This is a genomic window from Brenneria populi, assembly GCF_036016195.1.
Taxonomy (GTDB): domain Bacteria; phylum Pseudomonadota; class Gammaproteobacteria; order Enterobacterales; family Enterobacteriaceae; genus Brenneria; species Brenneria populi.
Genome location: NZ_JAYWTM010000001.1, coordinates 940,490 through 959,770 on the forward strand (window position 1 = coordinate 940,490; position 19,281 = coordinate 959,770).

The 19,281-nt window shown below is 55.6% G+C and carries 13 protein-coding genes; 6 read left to right on the forward strand and 7 right to left on the reverse strand.

Annotated elements, in window-relative coordinates; genetic code table 11:
* Positions 1 to 53: 53 nt before the first annotated feature.
* The 3 genes from ycaO (at position 54) to pflB (ending at position 5,481) form a co-directional block, all read left to right on the forward strand.
* Entirely contained in the window at positions 54 to 1,826 is a 1,773-nt protein-coding gene (ycaO, locus tag VSX58_RS04255; protein WP_327616956.1) for a 30S ribosomal protein S12 methylthiotransferase accessory factor YcaO, read from the forward strand.
* A gap of 454 nt (positions 1,827 to 2,280) precedes the next feature.
* Positions 2,281 to 3,138 (forward strand): formate transporter FocA, encoded by an 858-nt coding sequence (focA, locus tag VSX58_RS04260; protein ID WP_327616957.1) that lies wholly within the window; start codon positions 2,281 to 2,283, stop codon positions 3,136 to 3,138.
* A 57-nt stretch (positions 3,139 to 3,195) separates the two neighbouring features.
* Positions 3,196 to 5,481 carry a formate C-acetyltransferase gene (pflB, locus tag VSX58_RS04265; protein WP_327616958.1) on the forward strand — a complete coding sequence of 762 codons (2,286 nt, stop codon included), beginning with the start codon at positions 3,196 to 3,198 and terminating at the stop codon, positions 5,479 to 5,481.
* A 69-nt stretch (positions 5,482 to 5,550) separates the two neighbouring features.
* On the opposite strand, the gene VSX58_RS04270 is transcribed toward pflB, so the two are convergent.
* The gene (locus VSX58_RS04270) at positions 5,551 to 5,679 is read right to left on the reverse strand and encodes a hypothetical protein (RefSeq protein ID WP_327613283.1); all 129 of its coding nucleotides are present in this window, start codon (positions 5,677 to 5,679) and stop codon (positions 5,551 to 5,553) included.
* A gap of 71 nt (positions 5,680 to 5,750) precedes the next feature.
* On the opposite strand from VSX58_RS04270, the gene pflA reads away from it, so the two are divergent.
* On the forward strand, positions 5,751 to 6,491 hold the full coding sequence (gene pflA, locus VSX58_RS04275) for a pyruvate formate lyase 1-activating protein (protein WP_327616959.1): 741 nt from the start codon (positions 5,751 to 5,753) through the stop codon (positions 6,489 to 6,491).
* A gap of 91 nt (positions 6,492 to 6,582) precedes the next feature.
* Here the strand turns inward: pflA and VSX58_RS04280 are convergent, their stop codons facing one another.
* From VSX58_RS04280 to lrp, 6 genes are all read right to left on the reverse strand, one after another.
* A complete protein-coding gene (locus VSX58_RS04280; protein WP_327616960.1) occupies positions 6,583 to 7,734 on the reverse strand; it encodes an MFS transporter in 1,152 nt (383 codons plus the stop codon).
* Between the two features lie 447 nt (positions 7,735 to 8,181).
* On the reverse strand, positions 8,182 to 9,477 hold the full coding sequence (gene serS, locus VSX58_RS04285; protein WP_327616961.1) for a serine--tRNA ligase: 1,296 nt from the start codon (positions 9,475 to 9,477) through the stop codon (positions 8,182 to 8,184).
* A 105-nt stretch (positions 9,478 to 9,582) separates the two neighbouring features.
* Complete coding sequence (locus VSX58_RS04290; RefSeq protein WP_327616962.1) at positions 9,583 to 10,926, reverse strand: replication-associated recombination protein A; 1,344 nt, start codon at positions 10,924 to 10,926, stop codon at positions 9,583 to 9,585.
* Positions 10,927 to 10,933: 7 nt separating this feature from the next.
* Positions 10,934 to 11,545 (reverse strand): outer membrane lipoprotein chaperone LolA, encoded by a 612-nt coding sequence (lolA, locus tag VSX58_RS04295; RefSeq protein ID WP_327617067.1) that lies wholly within the window; start codon positions 11,543 to 11,545, stop codon positions 10,934 to 10,936.
* Between the two features lie 177 nt (positions 11,546 to 11,722).
* Positions 11,723 to 15,061: a DNA translocase FtsK 4TM domain-containing protein gene (locus tag VSX58_RS04300; RefSeq protein ID WP_327616963.1), complete on the reverse strand. Its 3,339-nt coding sequence runs from the start codon at positions 15,059 to 15,061 to the stop codon at positions 11,723 to 11,725.
* Positions 15,062 to 15,297: 236 nt separating this feature from the next.
* On the reverse strand, positions 15,298 to 15,792 hold the full coding sequence (lrp, locus tag VSX58_RS04305) for a leucine-responsive transcriptional regulator Lrp (RefSeq protein WP_005967536.1): 495 nt from the start codon (positions 15,790 to 15,792) through the stop codon (positions 15,298 to 15,300).
* Positions 15,793 to 16,317: 525 nt separating this feature from the next.
* On the opposite strand from lrp, the gene trxB reads away from it, so the two are divergent.
* Both trxB and cydD read left to right on the forward strand, forming a co-directional pair.
* A complete protein-coding gene (gene trxB, locus VSX58_RS04310) occupies positions 16,318 to 17,280 on the forward strand; it encodes a thioredoxin-disulfide reductase (protein ID WP_327616964.1) in 963 nt (320 codons plus the stop codon).
* A gap of 215 nt (positions 17,281 to 17,495) precedes the next feature.
* On the forward strand, positions 17,496 to 19,262 hold the full coding sequence (gene cydD, locus VSX58_RS04315) for a heme ABC transporter permease/ATP-binding protein CydD (RefSeq protein ID WP_327616965.1): 1,767 nt from the start codon (positions 17,496 to 17,498) through the stop codon (positions 19,260 to 19,262).
* Positions 19,263 to 19,281: the final 19 nt, after the last annotated feature.

A 19,281-nucleotide genomic window follows, 5' to 3' on the forward strand; every position in this document is an offset into this window, starting at 1 on the left:
GCGCCCAAAAGCCCGTATCATGCACCCCTATTCAACCTGCAAAAGTGAAAACCATGACTCAAACGTTTATCCCAGGCAAAGACGCCGCCCTGGAAGATTCCATCGCCCGTTTTCAACAACAGCTCCAAAATCTGGGGTTCAACATCGAAGAAGCCTCATGGTTAAATCCCGTGCCCAACGTCTGGTCCGTTCACATTCGCGATCGCGATTGTCCGCTCTGTTTCACCAACGGCAAGGGCGCCAGCAAAAAGGCCGCGCTGGCCTCAGCGCTAGGCGAATACTTCGAGCGTTTGTCGACCAACTATTTTTTCGCGGATTTTTACCTGGGAAAAACCGTCGCGCAGGGCGATTTCGTGCATTACCCCAATGAAAAATGGTTTCCCGTTCCCGCGGATAACGCGCTGCCCGAAGGTATGCTGGATCCCCGACTGCGTGAATTTTACGATGCGGAGAAAGAGCTCGGCGCCAGCGATTTGATCGACCTGCAGTCAGGCGATACCGCGCGGGGAATCTGCGCGCTGCCGTTTACCCGCCAGTCCGATTTGCAGACGGTCTACATTCCGGTGAACATCATCGGCAACCTGTATGTATCCAACGGGATGTCCGCGGGCAATACGGCCAATGAAGCGCGCGTTCAGGGGCTGTCGGAAGTATTCGAGCGCAGCGTTAAAAATCGAATTATCGCGCAATCGATCAGCCTGCCAAGCATTCCGCAATCGGTGTTAGATCGCTATCCGGGCGTGGTTGAAGCCATTGCCACGCTGGAGAAAGAAGGTTTTCCCATCTTCGCTTACGACGCCTCTCTTGGCGGGCGCTATCCCGTTATCTGCGTGGTGCTGTTTAATCCGACGAACGGAACCTGTTTCGCTTCGTTCGGCGCCCACCCCGACTTCGGCGTAGCGCTGGAGAGAACGGTGACGGAGCTCCTGCAGGGCCGCGGACTGAAAGATCTGAACGTTTTCACTGCGCCGACATTCGATACCGAAGAGGTGGCGGAACATGCCAATCTGGAAACCCACTTTATCGACTCCAGCGGTCTGATCTCCTGGGATATGTTCAAGAGCCGGGCGGATTACGAATTTGTCGACTGGAGCTTCAGCGGGACGACGGAAGAAGAGTTTGCCGCGCTGATGGCGATTTTCCGGCAGGAAGATAAAGAAGTGTACATCGCCGACTATCAGCACCTTTCCGTTTACGCTTGCCGCATCCTGGTTCCCGGCATGTCGGATATCTATCCCGCCGAAGATCTGCTGTTGGCCAATAACAATATGGGCGCTCACCTGCGCGCAACGCTGTTGGCGCTGCCGGATAGCCAATGGGAAAAAGCTGAGTATCTCGCCCTGCTGCAACAGCTGGATGATGAAGGTTTCGACGATTTTACCCGGGTACGGGAACTGCTCGGCATCGCCACAGGCAAGGACAACGCCTGGTTTACGCTGCGCATCGGCGAGCTGAAGTCGATGCTGGCGCTGGCGGGCGGCGATTTGGAACAGGCGTTAACCTGGGCCGAATGGACGCAGGATTTCAACGACTCCGTCTTTGACGCGCGGCGCGGCAACTACTACCGCTGTTTGCAAACGCTGCTGCAACTGGCGCTGGAGCAAGAACGCGATCCCGCCGAGTATTACGACGCTTTCGTCAAAATGTACGGGCGTGAAGCGGTAGACGCCGCCGGCGCGGCGATAGCGGGGGAACAGAGCTTCTACGGATTATGCGCCATTGATGACGCCTTTACCGCTCTGCCCGCCCACCGCGCGCTATTGGCGGCCTATGAGAAGTTGCAACGCGCCAAAAGCCGCTACTGGCGGGAACAATCGGGTCAATAATGGCGCCGTTGGCGGCCATGGCTATTTACGCCATAATATTCTCCGCCCTGCCGGCAATATTCCGTTTTCCTGAATAGCCGCAACGATAACCTTTATTTTTAAAGGGTTATCGTTCTTTAAAAATTAATATTCCCCGTCACTTTAAACAAAATAGAACCTACTTGTTATTAGATGGTAAATATTTAATTAAATCGCAGCAAAAATAGCGTACTTAAATTCTACAAAACATGATATTCATTAACGGCGGATTGGCCTGAAAACCCCGCCAAATTCAAATATTTTTGTAAAGATTAAAATATTTTTAACCATAAAAATCAACAAGATAACCCAACAACACCCTGAAATACCCCACCCCACACCGGCGTTAGTTTCGCGCAATATGATCCATGTCAAATTTTGCTTTATACCGCTTTGCTAGTATCTCGACGCTGATAAATTTTAAGAGAGAGTTAGTGTGAAAGCTGACAACCCCTTCACTCTGTTATTACCGGCCGCGATGGCGAAAGTCGCCGAAGACGCCGGAGTCTATAAAGCAACAAAAAAACCGTGGGTAACGTTTTATTTGGCGATTACCGCCGGCGTTTTCATCTCAATAGCATTCGTTTTTTATATTACCGCCACCACCGGCACCTCGACGATACCTTACGGCATTGCCAAGCTGATTGGCGGTATTTGCTTCTCGTTGGGATTAATGCTGGTGGTCGTCTGCGGAGCGGATTTGTTTACTTCCACCGTACTGACCGTTATCGCCAAAGCCAGTGGACGTATAACCTGGAAACAACTAGCCTATAATTGGGTCAACGTTTATATCGGCAACCTGGTCGGCGCGCTGTTCTTTGTCGCATTGATCTGGTTCTCTGGAGAGCATATGGTCGCCAACGGCGCGTGGGGACTCAATATTCTGCAAACCGCCGAACACAAGCTTGAACACACTTTTGTTGAAGCCCTGTGTCTGGGGATCTTAGCAAACCTGATGGTCTGTCTGGCCGTGTGGATGAGCTATTCCGGCCACAGCCTGACCGATAAGATGTTCGCGATGATTCTGCCGGTCGGCATGTTTGTCGCCAGCGGCTTCGAACACAGTATCGCCAACATGTTTATGATCCCAATGGGCATTGTCATCAAAGACTTCGCGACGCCGGAATTCTGGCAAGCTATCAGCATGTCGCCCTCTCAGTTTGAACATTTAACCGTCAGCCATTTTATTAGCGATAATCTGATTCCAGTTACACTAGGAAACATTATTGGCGGTGGCTTTCTAGTAGGTTTAACATACTGGGTAATTTATTTGCGCGGCGGAGACAAGCACTAACGTGCAATCAGCCGCAACGTCGGATTTGAAAAAATCCATATCAAAGGTAGGTGTAAAATGACCGATCTGAATGAAAAATTGGCCAGCGCATGGCAAGGCTTTAGCAAAGGTGAATGGCAGGATGGAGTTAACGTTCGTGACTTCATTCAGAAAAACTACACGCCGTATGAAGGTGACGAATCCTTCCTATCTGGCGCCACCGCAGCGACAACTGCGCTGTGGGATAAAGTTATGGAAGGCGTTAAGCTGGAAAACCGCACCCATGCGCCGGTTGATTTCGATACCAACCTGGCATCGACCATCACCTCCCACGATGCCGGCTATATCAACAAGAGCCTGGAAAAAATCGTTGGTCTTCAGACCGATGCACCGCTGAAACGTGCGCTGATCCCATTCGGCGGCATCAAAATGATCGAAGGTTCCTGCAAAGCGTATAACCGCGAGCTGGACCCGCAACTGAAAAAAATCTTTACCGAATACCGTAAAACCCATAACCAGGGCGTATTCGACGTTTATACCCCGGACATCCTGCGCTGCCGTAAATCCGGCGTGCTGACCGGTCTGCCGGACGCCTACGGCCGCGGCCGTATCATCGGCGACTACCGTCGCGTCGCGCTGTACGGTATCGACTATCTGATGAAAGATAAATTCGCCCAATTCACTTCCCTGCAAGCGGAACTGGAAAGCGGCGAAAATCTGGAAGCCACAATCCGCCTGCGTGAAGAGATCGCCGAACAGCATCGCGCGCTGGGTCAATTGAAAGAAATGGCCGCCAAATACGGCTGCGATATCTCTCGTCCGGCCGCCAACGCGCAAGAAGCGGTACAGTGGACTTACTTCGGCTACCTGGCCGCGGTGAAATCTCAGAACGGCGCCGCCATGTCCTTCGGCCGCGTTTCCACGTTCCTGGATATTTACGTCGAACGCGATCTGGCCGCCGGCAAAATCACCGAAGAACACGCTCAGGAACTGATTGACCACCTGGTCATGAAACTGCGTATGGTTCGCTTCCTGCGTACTCCTGAATATGATGAACTGTTCTCCGGCGACCCGATTTGGGCGACCGAATCTCTGGGCGGTATGGGTCTGGACGGCCGTACGCTGGTTACCAAAAACAGCTTCCGTTTCCTGAACACCCTGTACACCATGGGTCCGTCTCCGGAACCGAACATGACCATTCTGTGGTCTGAAAAACTGCCGCTGAACTTCAAAAAATTCGCAGCGAAAGTGTCCATCGATACGTCTTCCCTGCAGTACGAAAACGACGATCTGATGCGTCCTGATTTCAACAGCGACGACTACGCGATTGCCTGTTGCGTCAGCCCGATGGTTGTGGGTAAACAAATGCAGTTCTTCGGTGCCCGCGCCAACCTGGCGAAAACCATGCTGTACGCCATCAACGGCGGCGTGGATGAAAAAATGAAGATGCAGGTTGGTCCGAAATCCGAACCGATCAAGAGCGAATATCTGAACTTCGACGAAGTTCTGGATCGCATGGATCACTTCATGGATTGGCTGGCCAAACAGTACGTCACCGCGCTGAACGTCATCCACTATATGCACGACAAATACAGCTACGAAGCCGTGCTGATGGCGCTGCATGACCGTGACGTATACCGTACCATGGCTTGCGGTATCGCGGGTCTGTCCGTTGCCGCCGACTCCCTGTCCGCCATCAAGTACGCCAAAGTTAAACCAATCCGTGACGAAGACGGCCTGGCTATCGACTTTGATATCGAAGGCGAATACCCGCAGTTCGGTAACAACGATCCGCGCGTTGATGAACTGGCGTGCGACCTGGTTGAACGCTTCATGAAGAAAATTCAGAAGCTGCACACTTACCGTGGCGCTGTGCCGACCCAGTCTGTTCTTACCATCACTTCTAACGTGGTATACGGTAAGAAAACGGGTAACACGCCTGACGGACGTCGTGCCGGCGCGCCGTTCGGACCTGGTGCCAACCCAATGCACGGCCGCGACCAGAAAGGCGCCGTCGCTTCTCTGACTTCCGTTGCCAAACTGCCGTTCGCCTACGCGAAAGATGGTATCTCTTATACCTTCTCCATCGTGCCGAATGCCCTGGGTAAAGATGATGACGTGCGTAAAGCTAACCTTGCCGGTCTGATGGATGGCTACTTCCACCACGAAACCGCCAACATCGAAGGCGGCCAGCATCTGAACGTCAACGTAATGAACCGCGAAATGTTGCTTGATGCGATGGAGAACCCGGAAAAATATCCGCAGTTGACCATCCGTGTATCCGGCTACGCTGTGCGTTTCAACTCGCTGACGAAAGAACAGCAGCAGGACGTTATTACCCGTACTTTCACTCAGTCAATCTAATTTCCCTGACTGTTTGAAAAGGCGTAAAATAGAGGCTCCACGTATGTGGGGCCTTTTTCTCGCCCCGCGTTAAATCGCAGCAGAAAAATCTGTTTTGCCGGCCCGCCGCGCCGCATTACTTCCATATAGCGGATGGCAGGCAAAACAGATTCGCAGCATCAGCCGGACGATGTGTTCTTCACTCACCGTGATAAACATAGCGTCCGTTCTCTTATGACTGCGCCTACAAAGACCGCTATTGTTCGGTCAAACCTGGAGAAAACCCTGCAATGTCAGTAACTGGTCGCATCCACTCTTTCGAATCCTGCGGTACCGTCGACGGCCCGGGCATTCGTTTTATCGTTTTCTTTCAAGGCTGCCTGATGCGCTGCCTCTACTGCCACAACCGGGACACCTGGGACACGCACGCAGGGAAGGAAATTACGGTAGAAGAACTGATGAAAGAGGTCGTGACTTATCGCCATTTCATGAACGCGTCGGGCGGCGGCGTCACCGCATCCGGCGGCGAAGCCATTCTACAAGCCGAATTCGTCCGCGACTGGTTTCGCGCCTGCCACGCGGAAGGCATCAATACCTGTCTGGATACCAACGGATTCGTTCGGCGCTATGAGCCGGTGATCGATGAGCTTCTGGATGTCAGCGACCTGGTCATGCTCGACCTGAAACAGATGAATGACGACATCCATCAAAATCTGGTCGGCGTGTCCAACCACCGGACCCTGGACTTTGCCCGCTATCTGGCAAAGCGCAACCAGCGTACCTGGATACGTTACGTTGTGGTGCCGGGATGGTCTGATGATGATAAGTCGGCGCATATGCTCGGCGAGTTCACCAAGGATATGTCGAATATCGAGAAAATCGAACTGCTCCCCTACCATGAGCTGGGTAAGCACAAATGGATCGCGATGGGAGAGGAGTACAAGCTGGATGGCGTGAAGCCGCCAAAAGCCGAAACAATGGATCGCGTGAAATCCATCCTGGAAGGATACGGGCACAAAGTGATGTATTGATGCGAACATGGCGATCGCAGGCCAGCATCTATGTGCGTCTTGATGAATCAACAGGCCGGGGTTCCCCTCCGGCCTGTTTGTTATTATGAACTCAGGCGGCGGCCAACGGTTTTGAATGGTGATCGACGTTTTTCAACAGCATAACCAGATAACAGAGCGACACCGCTGCGATCAGAACAAACAGCAGGCGATCGGAGTAGGTTTGCATCAGTACCGCCGCCAGGCTGGGGCCGCTCAGGCTGCCCAGCGTATAGCTCAGCAATAGCGCCTGATTCATCGACACCAGTTCATCCGGACGCACTTTTTCGCAGGCCCATGACATGGCGACAGGATACAGCGTGAAGCCGGCGCACCCCAAGAGGAATAAAGAGGGAGCCATTGCATAGCGGCTAACGCTCAGCATGGCAAGACAGCCGATAACCACGGCAAACGTCAACACCCGTAAAACCAGCAGGCGCCCATATCTGTCCGCCATACGGCCGACGGGCCACTGCCCGACAATACCTGCGCTGATCAGCAGCGCCATCCAGTATCCTACCTTGGCGTCGCTCATCCCCTGGTGAGAAAGATAAAGCGGCATTAGCCCATACAGCGACCCCAGAATAACGCCGGAAATCACGCAGCCGTGCACGCCTAAGCGGGCATGGCGGTATTTCAGCATCTTCCAGATATTCACCTTACGCTCTTCTTTTATCGGCGGAGGAATATGCGCGAACAGCAGCGGCAACATTCCCAGGATGATCAACGCCACGGCCCAGGGCAAAACGCTCAGGATCTCTGTTGACACCATGCCAAGCAAAAGCTGCCCTATTACGCTGCCAATGTAGTAGGCCATCATATACGAAGCTAACAGCCGGCCTCTGTGCGAAGAAGAACCGCTGCACAGCAGCGCGCTTTCAACCACAACCCAAATTAATGCGCAGCCGACGCCAGCCAGGAAACGCCAGAATAGCCAACTCCATAAATCGCTGGAGATGCCCAATCCGATCGTTGCCACGCCGAATAATAATGCGGCGCAATAATAACTGCGATTAAATCCATAATGCCGGATTAACTTACCGGCGAATAATGTCCCAACCAGATTCCCGCTGAAATAAGATGAGCCGACGAGCCCAACCTGCCAGGTCGGAAGTTGTTGATAACTCAACCAAATTGGCACCAGCGTATTCAATACGGCGATACAAATCGTCAGCAGCAAAAGGCCGCAGAGCAATAAAAGCACTGGGCGAGAGTAAGCGGACATAATTAAATGGATAACCAAAAACCGGAAAAGAATGAGCGCATCATGCCACTGCGCGTTTAAAAGTCAATCCAGGCTATATGAGCAAATAATGATTATTTCCGGCTTGATTGAAATAATTAATCAAACAAAATAGCCAAGCTATAAAACAGTGAGGGGAAAAATACTTAGCCCAATGATTTTAAATAGATTTAACTAAAATAATAATCTTAATGCGGCGACGCTGACCTAAAAAAAGAGCGTTCTTGATTAAAAAATATTGCCGTATTGCCTAATGCCGATTGTTTAAGCGTTGAGATACCGGGGCGGCCACAGGAAAGAGGCGTTCCTACGGGAGTCTCCCCCTGCGTTTACCCTAAAAACCGGCTTAGGTGACCCGCATTCGCCGTATTGCCGCATAAAAAAAGCGCCGCCAGGCGCTTTTTTACAGATAGTTAACATACGGCTTAATCAGCCAATAAATTCCTGGCCGCCCATGTAGGGACGCAGCACTTCGGGCACGGCAATCCGGCCGTCCGCCTGCTGGTAGTTCTCCAGCACCGCAACCAGGGTACGCCCGACAGCCAGCCCCGAACCGTTCAGCGTATGAACCAGGCGGGTTTTCTTATCGTTCCTGCTGCGGCAACGCGCCTGCATGCGCCGCGCCTGGAAATCCCACATATTGGAGCAGGAAGAGATTTCGCGGTAGGTATCCTGGGCAGGCAGCCACACCTCCAGATCATAGGTTTTACAGGAGCCGAATCCCATATCCCCAGTACACAGCAGCACCTTACGATACGGCAGCTTCAGCAGCTGCAATACGGTCTCGGCTTGAGAAGTCAGCTCTTCCAGCGCCTGCATGGAATCTTCCGGCCGGACAATCTGCACCAGCTCAACCTTGTCGAACTGGTGCATGCGAATCAAGCCGCGGGTATCGCGTCCGTAAGATCCGGCTTCCGAACGGAAACAAGGCGTATGCGCCGTCATTTTCAGCGGCAGCGACTCCTCTTCCAGAATTTCGTCACGCACCAGGTTCGTCAGTGGAACCTCGGCCGTGGGGATCAAGGCATAGTTGCTGGTGTCCACCTCTTCGCTTAATGGCTTGGTGTGAAACAGATCCTCGCCGAATTTCGGCAATTGCCCGGTGCCATACAGCGTCGCATGGTTAACCAGGTAAGGAACATAGGCTTCCAGATAACCGTGCTGCTGAGTGTGTAAGTCGAGCATAAATTGGGAAATTGCACGGTGCAGGCGCGCGACCTGTCCCTTCATTACCACGAAACGGGCGCCGGCCAGCTTGGCCCCGGCGGCAAAATCGACCCCATTGATCCGCTCACCGAGCTCCACATGGTCGCGGATCGGGAAATCAAACCGGCGCGGCTCGCCCCAGCGGCTGACCTCCTGGTTATCTTTCTCATCCTTGCCGAGCGGCACCGCATCATCCGGTAAGTTGGGGATAGCCAAGGCGATATCGCGGATCTCGGCCTGCAATTGATCCAATTCTGATTTAGCGGCATCCAGCTTTTCACCCAACGCGTTAACTTCGCGGCGCAACGGCTCAATATCTTCGCCACGGGCTTTTGCCGCGCCGATCTCTTTCGATCGGGAGTTGCGTTCCGCCTGTAGATTTTCGGTTTCTACCTGTAAAACCTTACGACGCTCTTCCTGCTTGCGCAGCGTATCAACGTCCAGTTTAAAGCCTCTACGAGCCTGTAGTTTTTCGGCGACTGCGTCTAGCTCATTACGCAGTAAATTGGGATCGAGCATGCTAATCCTGTGCTTATGATTATCAAATGAAATGTTGTCGTACACGGCGCATATTACACGGCCGGGCGTCAAAAATACCTCGTTAACCTTACCGCAACGCTTAGTTCAGCGGTAGCGTTTTGTCGGGCTATTTTGATCCTGAGCGGCGAGCCAGGCGAGCTTTTCGCCAATCTTTCCCTCAAGCCCGCGCGACGACGGCGTATAGTAGCGCGCGTCCGCCATCTCGGGCGGAAAATAGCTCTCGCCGGCGGCATAGGCGTTGGGTTCATCGTGGGCATAGCGATATTCCGCCCCCAGCCCCATCTCTTTCATCAAACGGGTGGGCGCATTGCGCAGGTGTTCCGGCACGTCGTAATCGGGCTTTTCGCGCGCGTCCCGCATAGCCGCCTTGAACGCCGTATACACCGCATTGCTTTTCGGCGCGCAGGCCAGGTACACGATCGCCTGAGCGATTGCCCGCTCGCCTTCAGCCGGGCCGACCCGGGTAAAACAGTCCCAGGCGGCGATCGCCACCTGCATGCCGCGCGGATCGGCATTGCCGACATCCTCGGACGCGATGGCCAGCAAACGCCGGGCGACGTAGAGCGGATCGCCCCCCGCGGTAATGATGCGCGCGTACCAGTACAGCGCGGCATCGGGCGCCGAGCCTCTCACCGATTTATGCAGAGCGGAGATCAGATCGTAATAGCGGTCGCCCTTGTTATCAAAGCGGGCGCTACGCTCTCCGGACACTTCCTTAAGCAACGCCGGCGTCAGGGTACGAACGCCCTTTGCGTCAACCTCGGCCATATCGGCCATCATTTCGAGGCTGTTTAAGGCCCGACGCGCGTCGCCGTTCACCAACTCGGCCAGCATCCGCCGGGTCTCATCCGGCAATACGATTTTCTGACCGCCGTATCCGCGCTGGCCGTCGTTCATCGCCTGTTGCAGCACCTGTTCAATATCTTCCGCGGTCAACGCCTTCAGCAAATAGACGCGGGCGCGGGACAGCAGGGCGGAATTAAGCTCAAAGGAGGGATTTTCAGTCGTTGCGCCGATAAAGGTGATGGTTCCATCTTCGATATGCGGTAAAAACGCATCCTGCTGGCTCTTATTAAAGCGGTGAACCTCATCGACAAACAGGATGGTTCGACGCCCGGCATGACGATTTTGTCTCGCCCGTTCGATCGCCTCGCGAATCTCTTTTATCCCCGAGGTCACCGCCGAAATACGCTCGACGTCAGCCTGACCGTAATGGCCGATTAACTCCGCCAGCGTCGTTTTCCCGGTTCCCGGCGGCCCCCATAAAATCATGGAGTGAAGCTGTCCGGCGACAATCGCGCGCGGCAAAGGCTTGCCCGCGCCCAAAATATGCTGCTGGCCGATATACTGATCTAACGTCGCCGGCCGCATACGCGCGGCCAGCGGTTGGAACTCGTTGCGGGAAAAATCAAGTGACAAATTACTCACCCGGACCTCACTGACGCTGATCGTCCACCGCGACACCTTTCGGCGGAGTAAAAGTAAATTTTGCCGAGTCCACCGCGCTGTTTTGCTGGTTCTTCAGTACATAGGCGCTACGCTGTCCGTCCTGTTCGGTGGCGGTAAATTTTTTAATGGTGCCGTTATTGGTTACGCTGATGGAAAACTGCTTCAGATTGCCATTGGCCGATTTCGGCGTAAGCTCAAAATCATCCCCTTGTTGCTTCACGTCGTACTTGCGCCAGTCGCCGGCGTCATTGCGCGTAATCAACATAAATGGCGTATTCCCTGTGGCGTCCTTTAGCCAGGTCGCGGTGACCTGCTCGACAAATGGATTGTAAAACCAGAGCGTTTTACCATCCGAAACCAATACGCTTTCATCCGGCGACGTGGTCTGCCAGTTAAACAGATTAGGCCGTTTCAGCCACAGTTCGCCTTCGCCTTCCTGCACCGCGGCGCCGTCGGCGCTGGTTACCGTTTGACTGAAGCTGGCATGAAAACTGTTCACCTTACTGAGCCGGCTTTGCAAATCGCCGGCGGCATCGGCATACGCCGCCGTTGATACGACTCCCGCCGCCAGGAAACCGGCGGCCAACCATTTCTTCATCATACAAAATCCTTTGAATTTACCGACATCGCGGCAGTTGCCGCGAAGAGATCCGACGCGCTGCGTAGCCAATACTTTAGCCGACCGCATCAGGCGGTGATAGGCGAATTGTCTGCTAATTATCGCTTTTACGCTTCTTTGCATAAGGGCCGCAAACGCAGCCCTTATGCTTTATCCCTACTCCATTGGCGGCGGCGCCAGCACCTCACGGTTGCCGTTATGCCCCGGCGAGCTGACGATGCCCTGCGCCTCCATCTGTTCGACGATGCGCGCCGCGCGGTTATAGCCGATACGGAATTGGCGCTGAACGCCGGAAATGGAGGCCCGGCGTTTATCCACCACGAAGGCGACCGCCTGATCGAACAGCGGATCGAGCTCATCATCGCCATCGAGGGAGAGGCCGCCGCCCTCTCCGTCATCGCCGCCGCTGACGATGTTGTCGATATACTGAGGCCGCCCGCGGGCTTTCCAATCCTGAACCACGGCATGCACTTCCTGATCGCGGACAAAAGCGCCGTGCACGCGCACCGGTATCGAAGAGTTGGGCGCCATGTATAACATATCCCCCATCCCCAGCAGGGATTCGGCGCCGCCCTGATCGAGGATGGTGCGCGAGTCGATCTTGCTGGATACCGTAAATGCGATACGGGTCGGAATATTGGCCTTAATCAGGCCGGTAATCACATCCACGGACGGCCGCTGCGTCGCCAACACCAGATGAATGCCCGCCGCGCGCGCTTTCTGCGCCAGACGGGCGATCAGTTCTTCAACCTTCTTGCCCACCGCCATCATCAGATCGGCGAATTCATCCACCATGACCACGATATAGGGCAGCTTCTCCAGGACAGGCGGCGTCATATCCATACTGTCGCCCGGCTTCCAGAACGGATCGGGGATCGGACGCCCCATCGCATTCGCCTCCATGACCCGTTCGTTATATCCGGCCAGGTTACGCACTCCCAGCGCCGACATCAGCTTGTAGCGGCGTTCCATTTCACCGACGCACCAGCGCAATGCGTTCGCGGCATCTTTCATATCGGTGACGACTTCCGTCAGCAGATGCGGAATGCCTTCATAGACCGAAAGCTCCAGCATTTTCGGGTCGATCATGATAAAGCGGACCTCTTCCGGCGTCGCTTTATACAACATGCTGATAATCATCGCGTTAACGCCGACGGACTTACCGGAGCCGGTGGTACCGGCCACCAGTAAATGGGGCATCTTCGCCAGATCGGCCACCACCGGCTGGCCGGCGATATCTTTCCCCAGCACGATGGCCAGCGGCGAAGGGTTGTCCCGGAACTTGGCGCAGTCCAGCACTTCGCGCAAATAGACGGTTTGGCGATGCTTATTCGGCAACTCCAGCCCTACGTACGGCTTGCCGGGAATCACTTCGACGATACGCACGGCGACGACCGACAGCGAACGCGCCAGGTCACGCGACAGGTTGGAAATTCGCGCCGCTTTCACCCCCGGAGCCAAATCCAGCTCAAAGCGGGTAATGACCGGGCCCGGATAGTGATCGACGACCTCGGCTTTGACCCGGTAATCGCTCAGGCGGGCCTCGATCAGGCGCGCGGTTTGCTCCAGCGCGAAATTGTCCACCGGCGCTTCGCTCGCCGGCGGCGGAGTCAGCAGATCCAGCGTCGGCAGCGGCGTAGTCGGTTTTTGCAGCGGCTGTTCGTTACGCACCAGGAACGGATGGATAAGGCTGTCCATTATCGATGGGGACGCCGCCGGCGCCTGTTCATCCACGGCGTCCGCCTCATCGGCCGGCGGCGCTTCCCGCGCCGGCTGCCGCTCGTCGATACGCGCCTCGGAGGGCGCTTGATGAACCGGAGCCGCAATCGGCTCCGAAGACTCGGGAAGGGTAAATAAAGGCTCGCTGGGGCCGTCATCGACCAAGTCGGCTAACGGGGAAAAACCCAGAACCCGCTCGCCTGACGGCAGATTGGACAGTGCGGAATCATCCCACGTCGGCTCGCGTTTGCCCGCGTCGTGCTCATCCTTCGGCTCATAACGCGTCTGCTGCTGGGCGGCGAAATCTTTAGCCAGCCGGGCCTGCGCCAACGTTTCTTCGTCCTCTTCCTGCAGCGGATATCCTTCGCCGTAGCGCTGACGCTGCCGCTCAATATACTCCTGCTGTAACGCCGCTTCCTGTCGGGCGATATCGTCCTGCGTATCCTCATCATGCGGGGCGTCAGCCGTATCGCCTTGCGTCTGCGACGCTCTGGCCTGCTGTTCGGCTAACCGCTGCGACGGCAGCTTGATACCGTACGAGGCCAGCTCCCGGCGGGTTGGAATACGCACCGGATTCGGTCTCGGCAGCTCGGGGCCGACGCCCTGCTTGACCTGCGGATTATCACCGTCGTCGGCGCTGAAGGCCGGCATAAAGGTATTATTGGCCGTAAATGACGTTGCGGCGTTTTCCGCCGCCTGCGCTGGCGCCGCGTGAGGCGTCCGGTCAATAGGATGCTCAACCAGCGGCTGTCTAATCGGCGGCGTGTCCGCGCTGCCCTGGGGATGATAAGCCTCTGCGTCGCCGTCGAGGGAGGATGGCGCGGATTCCGGCACCTCAAACGCATACAGCGGCGGGTTGAGCGTCGACGCGTCATCAATCTGTTGACGAACGGCGGGCTGCGCGGACTCGGTCGGCTCATGCCGAACCTCGGCCGCCGGCATCGCTTTCGCCTCCTGCGCCGGTGAAGCGGCCGACGACGGGCTTAGACTCTCCGGCTCGTCAGCGCCGGCGTCGCTCAGCGACTCGTTCACCGAAGGCGCGGAAAACAGAACATCATCCTCCTCGCCGCCCGCGGATTGCGCCGTTTCAGGCTGATGCTCCTGGTACGCCGGCTGTTTCGCATCGTCCGCTATCCGGGCGTCGCGCTCGCCGTCGTTACGCGAACGGTTAGACATAAACGTCAGGCAGCCCAATACCGCCGCGCCGATTTTCTCCGCAATCGTCAGCCACGACCAGCCGGTAAACAGCGTCAGCCCCGCCGCCCAGACGCACAGCAAAATCAGCGTCGCCCCCATATTATTAAAGCGGGGCGTCATCGCGCTGCCCAGCAGGCTTCCCAGCACGCCGCCGGAGGCAAAGTAGTAGAGGTCGTCAATATTCAACGCGGCCAGCCCGCAGGAGGTCAGAATCAACGCCAGCGTGCCGATGAGGCGTAAAGAAAAGGTGAAATAGTCAACCGAGTTCTGGTTGTCGCGCTGCCGGAAGGCCGACCAGCACAGGCACAGCATAATCGGCGGAATGGCGTAGGCCAGAACGCCGAAAATAAAAAACAGGGTGTCCGCCAGCCAGGCGCCCGCCACGCCGCCGAAATTGTGAATAGGCTCATGCCACGCGGTTTGGGACCAGCTGGGATCGGACGGGCTGAAACTGAGCAGCGCGACGCCGATATAAACGGCAAACAGCGCCACCACGATCAAAATCGCTTCAAGTAAACGGCGGGTAGCGCTGAGTTTCCTCAGGGTAATGACTTTATCTTCTGTATATTCCTGGCTCAAGCGTCTCTCCAGGGGCCTGTAAAAGGTTTATACCCTTCTATCCTTCAAGCTGCACTGCGTCGGCTTCGCCAACTCGCCCCGCTCGCTTATGCAAGCGCCGAGGGATTCACGCGATCGCCGTCTTGACGCAGCTCGAAATCTATTGGGCGTATGACAAAGCGCCAGGAAAACCCGGCGCTGAAACTGTATAAATTCACAGGAGTGTAGCTGAATTTATCGGGTTTTGCACCCATGCGTTATCGGGTCTTAATGACCAGACGGTTGCTTTGCTTAACTTCCTCCATCACCACATAGGTACGGGTATCGTTTACGCCAGGCAGCCGGAGCAGCGTTTCACCCAGTAGCTTACGGTACGCGGACATATCCGGCACGCGGGTTTTCAGCAGGTAATCGAAGTCGCCGGAAACCAGATGGCACTCCTGAATTTCTTCAAGCTTTTGCACCGCTGAATTAAATTGTTCAAATACGTCGGGCGCGCCGCGGTTCAAGGTTATTTCAACGAAAACCAGCAGCGACGCGTCCAGATAATGCGGATTCAGCAGCGCGGTATAGCCGTTAATGAAGCCCTGTCGCTCCAGGCGGCGCACACGTTCCAGACAGGGCGTCGGCGATAGGCCGACCCGTTTGGAAAGTTCGACATTGGAAATACGCCCGTCTTTTTGTAATTCGTTCAGGATGTTGCGATCGATACGATCGAGATCTTTTCCTGGCCGCTTTTTAGTATCTACCATTATTATTGTCTCTCTTCACTCTTCCCTGCTCCTGCTACACTCCGACCAACTTCAATGTATCAGAGCCACCCTTAAAGAAGACCCGCTGTCTATTTTGTACATCAACGGTTATTGCTCGTCGCTATCCGTCATCGCCATGCGCTATTGGCAAAATATCAAGCCAGGCAAAAGCGATTTATCCGTGGTGCAATGACCAGCCAGACAGGCAACGAATAAAAGGCCGAGCATTCAACTATTCACATACAAAAAATTTTCTCTTACCTAGATGTTTTCGCAAAAGCGCAGCGGATTGTCAAAGTAAAACAACTAAAATCAGAAGAAAGCACCAAATTAAATAGGGCGGTTCGCCGCTCTGAATCGCCTTCAGCCGTTTTGCTTATGAATATGGTCGATCTATCAGCAAGTTATTGCCGTCATCGCCGCCAGCGATTAAACAAATAGCTAACAACTTCGCCACACGCTTTTTTTACCCGGTTAATTTCCTTACAATCCCCTCATTGTCCGCCATCGTGAAATGAGGAACTCATGGCTAGCGTTAAACACCACAAGTTATTGATTCTGGGGTCAGGCCCGGCGGGTTATACCGCCGCGATTTATGCCGCCCGCGCTAATTTAAATCCGGCACTCATTACCGGGATGGAAAAAGGCGGTCAGCTGACCACCACCACCGAAGTCGAGAACTGGCCGGGCGACGCGGATGATCTGACCGGACCTCTGCTGATGGAGCGTATGCAGGCCCACGCGGAGAAATTCAATACCGAAATCATCTTCGACTATATTCAGCGCGTTGATCTGCAAACGCGTCCGTTCCGCCTTTTCGGCGACAGCGACGAATACACCTGCGACGCGCTAATTGTCGCCACCGGCGCCTCCGCGCGTTACCTGGGCCTGCCTTCCGAAGAGGCGTTCAAGGGGAAAGGCGTGTCTGCCTGCGCCACCTGCGATGGCTTCTTTTACCGCAATCAGAAAGTGGCCGTGGTCGGCGGCGGCAATACCGCGGTGGAGGAAGCGCTCTATTTATCCAACATTGCGGCCGAAGTCCATGTGATCCATCGCCGCGATAGCTTCCGTTCAGAAAAAATCCTGATCGACCGCCTGATGGATAAAGTGCAAAACGGCAATATCATCCTGCATACCGAGCGTACGCTGGATGAGGTTCTTGGCGATGAGATGGGCGTAACCGGCGTGCGCCTGCGCGATACGCGTACCGACACCGTTGAAGAACTGGAGCTGGCCGGCGTATTCATCGCTATCGGCCATAGCCCCAACACCGCCGTATTCGGCGGCCAGCTGGAACTGGAGAATGGTTACATCAAGGTTCAATCGGGCATTCACGGCAACGCCACCCAGACCAGCATTCCCGGCGTCTTCGCGGCCGGCGATGTCATGGACCATATTTATCGTCAGGCCATCACCTCTGCCGGCACCGGCTGCATGGCCGCGCTTGATGCCGAACGCTATCTGGATGGATTAGCCGCCGCCAAATAGCATGATTTGACCATCCGGGACGGTCTCCTTGCCCCGGATGGATATCCCTCCGCGCCACGCAAAAATTGATCATCTCCCGCCTTTTCGCTTGCAGCGCGCTTTTGTCGAGGTAACATGGCGGCATTCCGAGCTTTGCAGCTCGCGATTGTTAACTCACGGTTATATAAACGTTATTTCCCATCAACAATCGCGTGCTTAACACGAACCGGCGCCTGATGAAAAAAAACAGACAGCAAGAACTCACTCATTGGTTGAAGCAACAAAGCAAACTGGCCCGGCGCTGGCTGCGCCTTTCACTGTTACTGGGTTTTTTGAGTGGGATACTGATTGTCGCCCAGGCATGGCTGCTGGCGTCGCTGCTGCACGCCCTGATTATCGAACATGCGCCGCGTGATTCCCTGCGTTCCTCCTTTCTTTTGTTGGTCGCCGCCTTCGTCCTGCGGGCGCTGAACAGCCTGCTGCGGGAGCAGGTCGGCTTTATGTGCGGCCAGGCCGTACGCCGGCAGATCCGTAAACTGGTCCTGGACCGCCTGCAACAGTTAGGCCCGGCCTGGGTTCAGGGCAAACCGGCCGGCAGTTGGGCCACCATGATTCTGGAGCAGATCGAAGATATGCAGGACTATTATTCCCGCTATCTGCCGCAAATGTATCTCGCCGCCCTTATCCCCCTGCTGATTCTGATCGCCATCTTCCCGATTAACTGGGCAGCGGGCCTGATTCTGTTGCTGACCGCGCCGCTTATTCCGCTCTTTATGGCGCTGGTCGGCATGGGCGCCGCCGACGCTAACCGGCGTAATTTTCTGGCGCTGGCGCGTCTTAGCGGCCATTTCCTCGACAGGCTGCGCGGATTGGAAACCCTGAGGCTGTTTAACCGGGGACGCGCGGAGACGGAACAAATCAGCAAAGCGTCCGAAGACTTCCGCAGCCGCACCATGGAAGTTCTGCGCATGGCCTTTCTCTCCTCCGGCGTGCTGGAGTTTTTCGCCTCCATTTCTATCGCCGTGGTCGCCGTTTACTTCGGTTTTTCCTACCTGGGCGAACTGGACTTCGGCCATTACGGCGTCGGGGTAACGCTTTTCGCCGGGTTTTTGGTGTTGATTCTAGCGCCGGAATTTTTCCAGCCGCTGCGCGATTTGGGCACCTTTTACCACGCGAAAGCCCAGGCCGTGGGCGCGGCGGAGTCGCTGGTGACCTTTCTGGCGGCGGAAGGCGAAACGGTCGGTTTCGGCGAGCGTGAATTCAGCGGCGATGGCGCCATTGAAATCCAAGCGACCGATCTGGTCGTCGCGGCGGCCGACGGCGCCCCGCTGACGCAGCCGTTAACCTTTACGGCGAGAGCAGGAAAACGCATTGCGCTGGTGGGAATCAGCGGCGCGGGGAAAAGCTCCCTGCTGAACGCGCTGCTCGGCTTTCTGCCCTACCGCGGCTCGCTTACCGTCAACGGCATTGAGCTGAGTACGCTGTCCGCGGAATCATGGCGGCGGCAGCTAAGCTGGGTGGGGCAAAATCCGCATCTGCCGGAACAAAGCCTGCGCGACAATATCTTATTGGGAAAACCGCAGGCAACGGAGGATGAGCTGCGACAGGCCGTTGAGCGCGCCTATGTGCATGAGTTTCTTCCCCAACTGCCGCAGGGACTGGATACGCCTATCGGCGACGGCGCCGCGCGTCTTTCCGTCGGCCAGGCGCAGCGTATCGCGGTGGCCCGCGCGCTAATCAAGCCGAGCAACCTGTTGCTGCTCGATGAACCGGCCGCCAGTCTGGACGCCGACAGCGAGCAGCGGGTTATGCAGGCGCTAAACGCTGCCGCGCGCCGTCAGACAACGCTGTTGGTCACCCATCAACTGAATGACGTTATCGACTACGACGACATCTGGGTGATGGACAACGGCCGGTTAGTGCAACAGGGGAACTATCGGACGCTCAGCGCGCAACCCGGCCCCTTCGCTGAGCTAATGGCCCAACGTCAGGGAGAGTTGTGATATGTCTCAAAAAACGGCC

Bases quoted from the DNA above. Each gene is read 5' to 3' on its own strand.
- pflB (WP_327616958.1), top strand. From the start codon at position 3,196: ATGACCGATCTGAATGAAAAATTGGCCAGCGCATGGCAAGGCTTTAGC.
- trxB (WP_327616964.1), top strand. From the start codon at position 16,318: ATGGCTAGCGTTAAACACCACAAGTTATTGATTCTGGGGTCAGGCCCG.
- cydD (WP_327616965.1), top strand. From the start codon at position 17,496: ATGAAAAAAAACAGACAGCAAGAACTCACTCATTGGTTGAAGCAACAA.
- VSX58_RS04280 (WP_327616960.1), bottom strand. From the start codon at position 7,734: ATGTCCGCTTACTCTCGCCCAGTGCTTTTATTGCTCTGCGGCCTTTTG.
- serS (WP_327616961.1), bottom strand. From the start codon at position 9,477: ATGCTCGATCCCAATTTACTGCGTAATGAGCTAGACGCAGTCGCCGAA.
- lrp (WP_005967536.1), bottom strand. From the start codon at position 15,792: ATGGTAGATACTAAAAAGCGGCCAGGAAAAGATCTCGATCGTATCGAT.
- lolA (WP_327617067.1), bottom strand. From the start codon at position 11,545: ATGAAGAAATGGTTGGCCGCCGGTTTCCTGGCGGCGGGAGTCGTATCA.
- VSX58_RS04270 (WP_327613283.1), bottom strand. From the start codon at position 5,679: ATGTTTATCACGGTGAGTGAAGAACACATCGTCCGGCTGATGCTGCGA.
- pflA (WP_327616959.1), top strand. From the start codon at position 5,751: ATGTCAGTAACTGGTCGCATCCACTCTTTCGAATCCTGCGGTACCGTC.
- ycaO (WP_327616956.1), top strand. From the start codon at position 54: ATGACTCAAACGTTTATCCCAGGCAAAGACGCCGCCCTGGAAGATTCC.